This window comes from Salinivibrio sp. SS2 (assembly GCF_001722075.1).
GTDB classification, from domain to species: Bacteria; Pseudomonadota; Gammaproteobacteria; order Enterobacterales; family Vibrionaceae; genus Salinivibrio; species Salinivibrio proteolyticus.
Window position 1 is genome coordinate 1 of record NZ_MEBP01000004.1, and the last position, 11,172, is coordinate 11,172.

Genomic DNA, 11,172 nt, shown 5'->3' on the forward strand with positions numbered 1-11,172 from the left:
ACCACATCCGGTGAAGAGCCCTGAATAATCAGCCTAAGCTGGAGAAATTGGTCAGTGCGCCGGTGTTAGTGAGCACGATAGATCATCTGATGCCCGCCACTGAAAGCCTGCGCGGCGGTCATCAAATTGCGCCCATGTTGCGTTTACTCAGTACTGACTTAGTCCTTGATGAGCCGGATGATTTTGGTCTTGAAGACTTACCGGCGCTATGTCGCTTGGTGAATTGGGCAGGTATGTTAGGGTCACGGGTGCTGCTCTCATCGGCCACCTTGCCGCCTTCATTAGTAAAAAGTTTATTTGATGCCTATCGTGCGGGCAGGGCGCAGTTTAATCATGCCCAGTTTGGTGACAGCGCGACGACAAACAGCACGTCTGTTATTTGCGGCTGGTTTGATGAATTTACCAGCGAGATCCAAACGATAACGAACAAAACCGAATACGTGGCTTACCACCGCGAATTTGTCGCCAAACGTGTTAAGCGATTAGAGGGCGCCCAAAAGGTGCTGCGCAAAGGGAAGACGGTAGATACCTCCGCGATTACCTCTCTGGCTGTTCCCCCAACACCCAGCGAACCTAACCTCGATTTTGGGCCGCTAGCGCAACTTATCCATACCCATATTCATCAGTTGCACCATGCACATCATCAAACTCATGCATCCGGCAAAACAGTGTCGGTAGGCGTGGTGCGCATGGCCAATATTAACCCCATGGTCGCGCTGACTCGCACGCTGGTACAAATCTCACCGGAACCGGATCATGCGATCTTTATTTGTCCTTACCACTCCCAGTTTCCGCTGGCGTTGCGTTCTTATCGAGAAAGCCGTCTTGATGTGGCGTTAAATCGCCATGATGAAGGGGCGATTTTCGAACAGCCGGAGATTCGTCATGCTATTGAACACTGTGATGCCAAACATCTGATGTTTGTGGTGGTGGGCACGGCGGTGGTGGAAGTAGGACGTGATCACGATTACGACTGGGCCATTGCCGAGCCGAGTTCAATGCGTGCCTTAATTCAGTTGGCGGGGCGGGTACAACGTCACCGTCAGCAAACGCCAACAACCGCCAATATTCATGTGCTCGATCAGAATGTTCGTGCGCTTAAAGGCCAGCATCCCGCTTATTGTAAGCCCGGCTTTGAAAGCGCAGCTGTCCCGCTCGAAAAAGGTTACAAGGTCACGCTTGGTGAGGGACTAACTGCAATTTCCGCTACGCCGCGTATTCAGGAAATCCCCAAGCTGGAAAAATCGGCCTTTATATTTGCGTCGTCGGCAAAAAAAGCTGCTAAACCGGTGACCCACTGGGGCGTACAAGAGCACCGTGCGTTGCGCTTTACGCTAGAACTCACGGGCGGGGAAAAGTATCACTCTGACTTTTTCCGAACCGGTAAGGAAGCCGAGCTTTGGTGGAACGATACGCTTGTCAGCCAAGCCGCTGGGCTACGTTCGCCCGGTAAACATGCCAGTTGGAGCGGCGAGCTGATCCGGCGCACCCCGTTTCGTCACAGTCAGCGCCAAGAAAGCTTTGTGCTGGCTTATAACGACGATGACACGCTGGCTTGGCAGCAGTTAGATACTTCACGTTATCCCTACCAATACGACGATCAATCATATCGTTTTAACCCCGTCGAAACGTCCATGGCAGCCGGTTGCCATTGGTGGTTTGACGTTGATCCGGAAGCTGTTTATCAGCACTTTGCTGACCAATTGGAATGGCCGGTTAAAAAAGCGAGCCAGCATTTGGGCGAAATACGTCTCGCGGCTGAGCGAGAAGGCCAAAACATCACTTGGTGTTGGCACCCACAGCTGGGTGCTTATCGGGAATAAAGAAAAATTAATGGAACAACAGGATAAAGGAAGCGCTTATGGAAAATAGCCTATATGATGCGCTGCTCGAGTATATCGAACAGAATAAGCAGGTGAAGCTCGAACCCGTGCAAAAGGCGCTTGATAAGGCCCTAAAAGCCGCCGCCAGCCAAGAGCAAGTGGCGATCGCCAATGCCGATTACGCAGAGAAAGCTGCTCCGATCGAAGCGAAGTATGAGCCAATTCGCTGGATTACAGACGCCGCAAGACGGGCCAAGCAAATCAGCCTCGCCACCCATTGCCCTAAGTTTACTCACGGCGATGCTAAAGCAACTAGTATGCTGGTCACTGAGGTCGATAAGAGTGAGTCTCGCCACCTCACCAGCTATTCGCTGACCGATAAAGCCATTGATGCGGTCGGCAATGCGGCTGCTATGGATGTGGCACGTTTTTTAAAAGTCAATGTGGAAGGTGATTCGCTCATTTCTCAGTTGCAAGCCGGCCATATCAACGCGCTTAAGCCACTCACTGATGACGCTACCTTGCTAGAGACTTGGCGTGCGGGCTTTTCACTGGCTTTGAATGATCAGACGTTGTCAGCCCATAATTTAATTAAGCAAACCTACTTTCCGGTTGAGGAAGACAAGTATCACCTACTTTGCCCGCTATATTCATCCAGCCTTGCGCACACACTGTATAACAAGGTGCGTGCGACGCGGTTTGGGGAGAACGTTAAAGCGATTCGCGAGGCAAAGAAAAAACAGCATTATCATCCGGAGAGATGGGAAATTTTTCCGCACACTGTTAAACAAGCTTTTGGCGGAGCAAATAAACAGAACATCTCACTATTAAATAGTAATCGTCAAGGCGAGGGATTTTTGCTCAATGCTGCGCCGCCAAGCTATCAGCAGCAGCCGGAGAATCCAAGCAAGCAAACCAGCATCTTCAACCGCCGTTTAGCCTACCAAGCCAGCCATTTGCTTCACGATTTTCGCGCCTTTCTGGCAAGCCTGACCGAACGGGACCGCAACTTTGCCACCCGTTATCGTCGTGATCATGACTTTATTCTGCCACCCACTGACCTGGTGTTTGACTATGCCGCGCGGGTTCAGCAGCAAGTCCCAGCCGGTTGGAGCAAAGGCGCTGATGATAAGGCATGCCGACTAAAACGTGAACATGCACTTTGGCTGGATGTGTACAACCCCGACGCGCAATTTAAGCGTGAGCGTGAGGCACAAGACTGGCTGGACACTGTCGCCTCTGATTTTGCTGCTTGGTTACTGCGCCAGCTCGAGGACAAACAACACTATCTGCTTGGTGATACGGAATTTGATTACATCCGCAAAGTGTTCCTAACCCAGCTAAAAGCGTTTGAGCGCGACACGCCTCAATTTGAGGAGATCCGATAATGGCACAGTGTCTATTGCTTAAGCACATTGAGGTGCAAAACGCGAATGCGATCGCGGGGCTGACTTATGGTTTTCCGGCGATCACGCACTTTCTTGGTTTTGCCCATGCGCTATCACGTCAACTCCCTGATGCGATGGGATTGCGTTTGGGTGGTGTGACCGTGGTGAGCCACAAAAATAATGTTCATGCACGGCAGCCCAAAGGGTGGGGCGACTATGTTTTTGCCTTAACCCGTAATCCGGTCACCGCCAAAGGTGAAACGGCATCAATCAATGAAGAGGGGCGCATGAATATGCAAGTCTCTTTGCTGATTGAGGTTGAGGGACTGATTGCCGGTGATAAAGCCGCCGCAGCACAGTTGATCGCGGAGGTGAAAGATTTGGCGCCTCAGCGACGGCTCGCAGGTGGACAGATCTTAACCATTGGTGAGGTTGAATTGCTCGCGGACGCAAGTATGCAGAAAAAAGCCTTGCGCCGTCTCATGCCGGGCTTTGCCCTTTGTGATAGACGAGATTATCTCGCTCAACATCATCAACAGCTATTGCAACACAATGCGCAGGCCAGCTTATTTGATGCTTGGTGTGAGTTTGCCATGCTGACGCACCACGCTGTCGCCGATGGTGAACACGTGCCTAACGATGATGACCAACCCGTGCCGGCGCAATGGCAGCGCGTAGCCAAACCCAAGCCTGGATATTTAGTGCCGATCATGACGGGCTACCGCGCTATTTCCCCTTGTTATGCCGCAGGCGAGGTCGCCAATGTGCGCGATCCGGATGTGCCGGTAAGCTTTGTGGAAGCAGCATACAGCGTGGGAGAGTGGCGCAGCGTACATCGTCTCACCGATATCGACGAGGCATGCTGGCGTTATCACGGTGATTACCCTTGGTACCTTGCCCGCGTGACGGCAGCAACGCATGACGAACCCATTGAACCTGACGTTGTGCCCACAACCGAAGATAACACTGACTTTGACCCCGACTTTTTGTAACTAAGGAGATTTCATCATGGCTGATAAAAAACTGACTACCCCTTCCGTGCTTGCCTTTGAAGCGAAACTGGTGCCTTCGGATGCACTAATGTATGCGGGCAACTGGGAAAAAGGCGATTGGCAACCCATTCAAGTGGGCGAAAAATCAGTGCGAGGCACTATCTCCAACCGCTTAAAAGCGGCCACCGCCAATGATCCCGCTAAGCTAGATGCGGAAGTATCTAAAGCGAACCTACAAACGGTCGATGTTGCGGCACTACCGCATGATGCCGATACGCTCAAAGTGACGTTCTCACTGCGTGTGCTCAGCGGACTACATGTACCGTCAACCTGTAACAATCCGGACTATCAGCAAGCGTTGGCTGATAAAGTGCGTGACTATCAATCAGAAACCGGTTTTAAAGAGCTGGCGCAACGTTACGCACACAACATTGCCAATGGGCGTTTTTTGTGGCGCAACCGTGTCGGTGCCGAGCAAGTTAAGGTGGTGGTCACCGCAGGCGAGAAGCAATTTAACTTTGATAGCTACGAATTTAGCTTGCACGATTTTGACGCGCACCCGGATGTCACCGCGCTGGCAGAGGTGATCCAATATGGCTTAACAGAAGCGCATGCGCTTATTCATGTTGAAGCCTACTGCCAACTGGGCGAAGGGCAAGCGGTCTACCCCTCTCAAGAGCTGGTAATGGGCGGCGGTAAAGGCGACAAAAGTAAATTCTTGTATCAATTAGATGGCCAAGCCGCGATGCACTCACAAAAAATCGGCAACGCGCTGCGCACTATTGATACTTGGCATCCTGCCTATGACGAAGTGGGCGCAATCGCTATCGAACCTTATGGCTCGGTGACTAACCGAGGGGCGGCGTATCGTCAGCCCAAAGAAAAGAACGACTTTTACAACTTGCTCGATGGTTGGATGTTAAAAGACAAAACCCCAGCGCTCGAACAGCAGCATTACATTATGGCGATGCTGATCCGCGGCGGCGTGTTTGGCGCATAAGGAGGCACAATGCAGTATTACATTGATATCACCTTGTTGCCCGACACAGATATTTCGGCAGATTTTCTCTGGCACAAGGTGTTTCAGCAAGTGCACATTGCCTTGGCAGAAAACAAAATCGGACCGAATCAATCGGCCATTGCGGTGGGGTTTCCGGACTATCGCCAAGGTGATTTCCCACTCGGTCATCGGTTGCGCTTGTTTGCGCAAACCGAGGCGGCATTTGAGCAGCTGAATATTCATCGATGGCTGTCACGCCTGACCGATTACGTGCATATTAAAGCGGTCAAGCCCGTGCCTGAAGGGGTGCAAGACTATGCTTACTTCAAACGTTGGAACTACAAATCGCCGCAGCGACTTTATAAAAACCTCGACCGGCGTGCGGCCGCGATTGCCAGCAAAAATGGTTACGATGAGGAGGAGGTAAAGCGTCGTTTGTTGGAAAACATCAAAACCGACGACAAACGCTGGTCGCTGCCTTTTATTCAAGTCACCAGCCTGTCGAGCCAAAAACGAGCAGGGCAGCTAAATACCGAGTTTGCTTTGTATATCGAACGGGAACTGACCAAACAGCCGCCAAATAACGGCCAACCATTTACCTGTTATGGGCTCAGCCGACGAGAGTCCGATCAGCAATCTGCGGTACCGTGTTTTTGAGGGGGAAACCCCTCTTTACCCCTTCTTTTGGGGCTCTTTAAAAATAGACTTTAAATACAGCTATTTACGGCAGGCCGTTTTTAACAAGGGTAAAAGACGATTTTTATCCTAACGGCCTGTTGTTACTGACGATTATTAAGTTACTCTATTGTTCACTGCCGCACAGGCAGCTTAGAAATGAAATAATCATGTTTGGGTTCCTTTGTTCATGTTCACTGCCGCACAGGCAGCTTAGAAAGCTCATTGCACTGTTCGCTTCGCCCTTCATGAGTTCACTGCCGCACAGGCAGCTTAGAAAATCACCACGCTGACACCTAAAACCCTGACGGTGTTCACTGCCGCACAGGCAGCTTAGAAAGAGTACGGCGACAACATCACGCTAGAAGTGGAGTTCACTGCCGCACAGGCAGCTTAGAAAGGGCATTGGCACCGCTATTGGTGGGTTAATCGGTTCACTGCCGCACAGGCAGCTTAGAAACGCACAAAAAGAAATGAAAGCGGCGCTAACGGGTTCACTGCCGCACAGGCAGCTTAGAAATTTCTAAAAGTCAGCCCGGTGTTTTGCCTGTTGTTCACTGCCGCACAGGCAGCTTAGAAATACGAGTCACTATTGTAGCTGACCAAACATTTGTTCACTGCCGCACAGGCAGCTTAGAAACACTGCGTCATAAATGCCTTTGATTGCTGCTTGTTCACTGCCGCACAGGCAGCGTAGGTGACACAAGCGCCGCTACGGTGTTGGATATATAAAAACTGTCAACGGGCGCCTGTCACGATTAGCGCTTATACCAACTGATGTCAATGCACCATGCTAGTTTTGATATTGTGACTTATTAAACAATGAATAGGTTGTAATTCCTTAAATAACAACTAATATGTTGTATATAAGCTGTAATACAACATTAAAGTTGTTTGAGGGTGTGATGGTGTCACTTAAAGATATAGCGCGCGCATTGCAAGCGCGTCGCAAATCACTCGGGCTAGAGCAGTCTGACATGTACATGCGTATTGGCATGAAACAACAGCAGTATCAGCGAGTAGAAGCGGGGAGAGATGTTCGGTTATCGACTTTACTGCGCGTGCTCGAAGGGCTCGACCTGACATTAACGCTCGAGCCCAAAATGTCTCAGATGGTTGATGAGCCAGTAAACCTTGATTGTTATAAAGATGATGATAACGACGATCTCGACTTTTGGTTAGGGGCGGAGCATAGCGATGACCAAAACCAGTGAAGACGTTGAGGGGTTGAACATTCAACTGCATGGCGTTGATGTAGCCGTTGTTACGCATTACGCGGGCGGGAAGAATATTCTCACGTTCAATCCGGCGTTTATCGCCTCCTCTCAGCATGAGCGTTTAACCTTTTCGTTAAGGCAACGTCGCGATCCGCAATACTTACACACACCACAAATTCGCACGGATAAACTGCCGCCAGTGCTCTCCAACTTGCTCCCAGAAGGCGCATTGAGAGACGTCGTCTCACAGGCGTTACAGTGTCATACAAACAATGAGTTCGCGATACTGGCATACATGGGTAAAAACCTGCCCGGAGCCATTGTGGCGACGCCGATTAAAGCGGGGGAGTTACCGCGTTGGGCATTGGCGCAAAGGCTCTCAACCGCACCGCAGCAGATTGATGTTAAACATGCTGATAGTAAATTCTCATTAGCCGGCGTGCAGATGAAGTTTTCTTCATCGCACCGCGATGGTCGATACCATATTGATCACGATGCTAATGAAGACTCATGGATCATAAAAACACCCTCAACCGTGCATAAAGGCGTGCCTCTCAACGAGTTCACGTGTATGACGCTTGCTGCGCAGGCCGGCGCCGAAGTTCCTGAAATACGTTTGATCAATGTGGCTGAGTTAGAGGGCTTACCCAATATTCAGCTACCAAACGAGCCCTTTGCGTATGGCATACAACGCTTTGATCGCGGGTCGGATGGCCGAATACATGCGGAGGATTTTGCTCAGGTGTTTGGCTTATATCCTTCAGATAAATATCAAAAAGTGAATTATGAGCAGTTGGGGAAAGTGTTATATCGTGAGAGTGCTAATGGACGAGAAGACATACAGCAAATGGCACGCAGGCTACTGATTAATATCTTGCTCGGGAATGGTGATGCGCACTTAAAAAACTGGACGATCTGTTACCCCGACCGTATGTTGCCGCGATTAGCACCGCTTTATGATGTGGTTTTTACGCAGCCTTATATTGAATATGACAACATTGCGTTGAAAATGGGGAAAAGTAAGCGTTGGTATGATATTAGTTTGAGTCACTTCGAACGTTGGTCGCAAGATGTAGGTGTGCCGTGGCAAATGATCAAACCGCATCTGTTGGATACGATCAACTTGGCGAGAGATATCTGGCCAAATCAACTTGCGCAATTACCGATGTTAACGGAGCACAAAGCGATGCTAAGTGATCATTGGAAGGCCCTGCACAAGGACTTCACCATCGATTCGTAACCCAACGGAGAACTAAGCCGGCACCTTTTTACCCTTATTTTTTGGCTATTTAAAAATAAGCAATAAATACAAAGCTTTATGGAAAGGGGTTTTTAACAAAGGTAAAAGACGATTTGTATCCTAACAGCATGTTGTCACTGACGATTGTTAGGTTAGTCTATTGTTCACTGCCGCACAGGCAGCTTAGAAAGCTGGACAAAAACGGCGAAGTGCATGTGGAATGTTCACTGCCGCATAGGCAGCTTAGAAATTCTAGCTCATCGGGTGTGCGTAACAGCTTTAAGTTCACTGCCGCATAGGCAGCTTAGAAATTCAAATCATTGAAGTAGGTGCCGAGCAAAGTGTTCACTGCCCCACAGGCAGCTTAAGAGTGTCAATGAGGGATACCCGTAACTGGTTGACCTATATTCATTTTTTAACCATGCAAACCATGTTAAATTAGTGAGCTGTATGAAAGAGTAGCCATACTTTGCCTAGCTTGTCGCCTGACAAAATGGAGTGTTGGAATGCGAAGAAAAACGAAGCGCAAAGACTTTGCAGCGCTTAATGAGGAGTTGAAGCAGATAGCGCATAAGAGTGATGAAAATCGCTGGGAAAGCTACGAATGCCAACTTGTCACTCCCATGTATGGCGGCGGTGTGCTCGCTGGAGAAATTGATCAAGCCATGCCTATTCGCGCGAGTGCGATTCGTGGTCATTTGCGCTTTTGGTGGCGTATCGCGTGTGGTCCGGACAACCCTAAAGGACTACGCAGCGCGGAAGAAGCCATTTGGGGTGGTATTGGTGACCATGGAGCAAAGGCTAGCAAGGTTAGAATCAAAGTAGACAATGTTCGATATAATGGGGATGTACCATCATTTACCTATGAGCGTCGTGGAGGCACACGATCCAAATACAAAACCGTGCCAAAACCAAACGCTGAACTAGGCCATGCTTACGCGCTATTCTCCGCACAAGGAAAGTTGACTAAAGATAAAACACACATTGAAGAAAAGCCTAAAAAGATAGCTAAACCTGGTTTGGTTTTCTCTCTCAAGGTTTGCTTTAACTCATACGGTGATATGCGACTAAGTCAACAACAAATGCTCGAAGTACAAGAAGCCATACGTTGGTGGATTAGCTTTGGTGGTATCGGATCACGAACTCGCCGAGGTCTTGGAGCCATAAAACTGACAAAAGACAACCTTCGTGTTGTTACTCGTCAGGAAGTTGCAGAGAGAGGAGGACGCTTGGTGACGCTCTCGGATAGTAGTGCACGTGGTCCCATCGATTGTTGGCGTTTGGCTGTGGATAAGCTCCGATCGTTTCGTCAAGGAAAGGGAATCGGGCGGAACTACCCTAATGAGAGTTCTAACTCCCCCGCAGGGCAAAGCCGATGGCCTGAAGCGGACTCGGTTAGAAATATATCAGGTAGCTGGTCTGAAAAGCACAGACCAAAAAATAGTAATATAAATCTTTTCCCACGCGCAGCGTTTGGATTGCCGATCGTTTTTCACTTCCAGAAGAACAAAGGTGAAGATAAATCCGATCCTGACGATCATACTCTCGGTCTTGCAGGGCAAGAGAGAAAACGAATGGCTAGCCCACTTATCTTGAAGCCCTATTTAAGTGAATCAGGTAAATGGTTGCCAGCTGTATTGCTCCTCCCTGACTGGCAACGTGCATTGTCAGCAGACTTGGACTTATCGCTTACATCACAACAAGATGAAAAGGATCACCCAAAAAACTCATCGCCTGCATCAGCAAAAGAGCCTCCAAAGCGCTGGCCGTCTTCTGAGCATGAGCGGGATGAATTGGCAAAGCGCATTCCGCCCATGAACGATAATGGTCGCTTACGTGCTAACGATCCACTCCACGCATTTCTAGATTTTTTCGAAAAGGGATAATTGATGACGGACTATTTAGTCGCGATCAGCGTTGGCCCAGTCCAAAGCTTGATTGAAGCAGGGAGACGCTCACAAGATTTGTGGTGTGGCTCGTGGCTGTTGTCGCAAGTCGCGAGTGCAATAGCCGCTGAGCTAGATGGAAAACCGCATTGCTCGCGTATTTTTCCAAGCCCTCATCTTAACGTCAGTGAGCAGGCTGAGGGCGGGGAGCCTGAAGCCAACATCGCAAATGTTGTGCGTGCGGTTGTCAGCGCGAACAATGAAGAAGCATTAAAGCAACAGATTGCACGAGCGAAGCAGGCAGCAACCTCAAAACTCGGGGCCATTTTTTCTGACGTATTAGACAGAGAAAACTTACGTGAAGTGGGTATCGAACCCGAATATTGGGCGCAACAACAAAACGATATTCTAGAAATGTTTGCTGCATGGGTGGCATTTAAACCTGATGACTACCAATCCGCGTCTCAGCGTCTTGGGGAGCTGTTGCACGCGCGTAAGCGAACACGTGATTTTTTGCCCATGCAAGATAACCGTTCAGGGCTGCACAAATCGACGCTGGATGGCGCGAATAACGCGCTCACGCATGCGTTAACCAATAAAACAGTGGCGGAAAAGCTGAACCTCAGCCTCAATGAGGTTGAGAGAAAGAAACGTATATTAGGCCTGACAGATGAAGAGTCACTAGATGCGCTCGGGATCGTTAAGCGCCTTGCTGGTAAACATGAGCAATTCACGCCGTTTAGTCGTGTAGTCGTCGACCCTTGGTTACAAAGCTTATCTGATGACCATTTGCAAAGGCTTAATGATCTTTATAAGCCTTTTTATGAAGCGAAGCGCGTTACCGCAGTGAAAGGTAACCAAGGCTATTATCAAAAACTTCCTTATGACGGTGAATGGCGTTGTTTCCTAAATCATTGAACTTATCACTCTAGCGGCGATCAGATCATCAAC

9 protein-coding genes and 1 CRISPR repeat array are annotated in these 11,172 nt (G+C 49.4%); all 9 genes read left to right on the top strand.

Going from position 1 to position 11,172, the window contains the following annotated elements:
* Positions 1-89: 89 nt before the first annotated feature.
* The 9 genes from BGK46_RS00375 to BGK46_RS00415 all read left to right on the top strand — a co-directional run bounded on the left by BGK46_RS00375 (position 90) and on the right by BGK46_RS00415 (position 11,139).
* Positions 90-1,823: a hypothetical protein gene (locus BGK46_RS00375; protein ID WP_069586489.1), complete on the top strand. Its 1,734-nt coding sequence runs from the start codon at positions 90-92 to the stop codon at positions 1,821-1,823.
* Positions 1,824-1,861: 38 nt separating this feature from the next.
* Positions 1,862-3,211: a type I-F CRISPR-associated protein Csy1 gene (gene csy1, locus BGK46_RS00380; protein WP_069586490.1), complete on the top strand. Its 1,350-nt coding sequence runs from the start codon at positions 1,862-1,864 to the stop codon at positions 3,209-3,211.
* Complete coding sequence (csy2, locus tag BGK46_RS00385; RefSeq protein WP_069586491.1) at positions 3,211-4,203, top strand: type I-F CRISPR-associated protein Csy2; 993 nt, start codon at positions 3,211-3,213, stop codon at positions 4,201-4,203. The genes csy1 and csy2 overlap by 1 nt, the downstream gene beginning before the upstream one ends.
* Before the next feature lie 16 nt (positions 4,204-4,219).
* Positions 4,220-5,203, top strand: a complete 984-nt coding sequence (csy3, locus tag BGK46_RS00390) for a type I-F CRISPR-associated protein Csy3 (RefSeq protein WP_069586492.1) — start codon at positions 4,220-4,222, stop codon at positions 5,201-5,203.
* Positions 5,204-5,212: 9 nt separating this feature from the next.
* The gene (cas6f, locus tag BGK46_RS00395; RefSeq protein WP_069586493.1) at positions 5,213-5,860 is read left to right on the top strand and encodes a type I-F CRISPR-associated endoribonuclease Cas6/Csy4; all 648 of its coding nucleotides are present in this window, start codon (positions 5,213-5,215) and stop codon (positions 5,858-5,860) included.
* A 150-nt stretch (positions 5,861-6,010) separates the two neighbouring features.
* Positions 6,011-6,578: a CRISPR direct-repeat array (repeat unit 28 nt; unit sequence GTTCACTGCCGCACAGGCAGCTTAGAAA).
* Positions 6,579-6,783: 205 nt separating this feature from the next.
* Entirely contained in the window at positions 6,784-7,092 is a 309-nt protein-coding gene (locus BGK46_RS00400) for a helix-turn-helix domain-containing protein (protein WP_069586497.1), read from the top strand.
* Positions 7,076-8,335: a type II toxin-antitoxin system HipA family toxin gene (locus BGK46_RS00405; protein ID WP_069586494.1), complete on the top strand. Its 1,260-nt coding sequence runs from the start codon at positions 7,076-7,078 to the stop codon at positions 8,333-8,335. Before BGK46_RS00400 ends, BGK46_RS00405 begins: the two co-directional genes overlap by 17 nt.
* Positions 8,336-8,841: 506 nt before the next feature.
* A complete protein-coding gene (cmr1, locus tag BGK46_RS00410) occupies positions 8,842-10,221 on the top strand; it encodes a type III-B CRISPR module RAMP protein Cmr1 (protein ID WP_069586495.1) in 1,380 nt (459 codons plus the stop codon).
* A gap of 3 nt (positions 10,222-10,224) precedes the next feature.
* Entirely contained in the window at positions 10,225-11,139 is a 915-nt protein-coding gene (locus BGK46_RS00415; protein WP_069586496.1) for a type III-B CRISPR-associated protein Cas10/Cmr2, read from the top strand.
* Positions 11,140-11,172: the final 33 nt, after the last annotated feature.

Coding starts and splice junctions, on each gene's coding strand:
- csy1 (WP_069586490.1), top strand. CDS start 1,862: ATGGAAAATAGCCTATATGATGCGCTGCTCGAGTATATCGAACAGAAT.
- csy3 (WP_069586492.1), top strand. CDS start 4,220: ATGGCTGATAAAAAACTGACTACCCCTTCCGTGCTTGCCTTTGAAGCG.
- BGK46_RS00415 (WP_069586496.1), top strand. CDS start 10,225: ATGACGGACTATTTAGTCGCGATCAGCGTTGGCCCAGTCCAAAGCTTG.
- cas6f (WP_069586493.1), top strand. CDS start 5,213: ATGCAGTATTACATTGATATCACCTTGTTGCCCGACACAGATATTTCG.
- cmr1 (WP_069586495.1), top strand. CDS start 8,842: ATGCGAAGAAAAACGAAGCGCAAAGACTTTGCAGCGCTTAATGAGGAG.
- BGK46_RS00375 (WP_069586489.1), top strand. CDS start 90: ATGCCCGCCACTGAAAGCCTGCGCGGCGGTCATCAAATTGCGCCCATG.
- BGK46_RS00405 (WP_069586494.1), top strand. CDS start 7,076: ATGACCAAAACCAGTGAAGACGTTGAGGGGTTGAACATTCAACTGCAT.
- csy2 (WP_069586491.1), top strand. CDS start 3,211: ATGGCACAGTGTCTATTGCTTAAGCACATTGAGGTGCAAAACGCGAAT.
- BGK46_RS00400 (WP_069586497.1), top strand. CDS start 6,784: ATGGTGTCACTTAAAGATATAGCGCGCGCATTGCAAGCGCGTCGCAAA.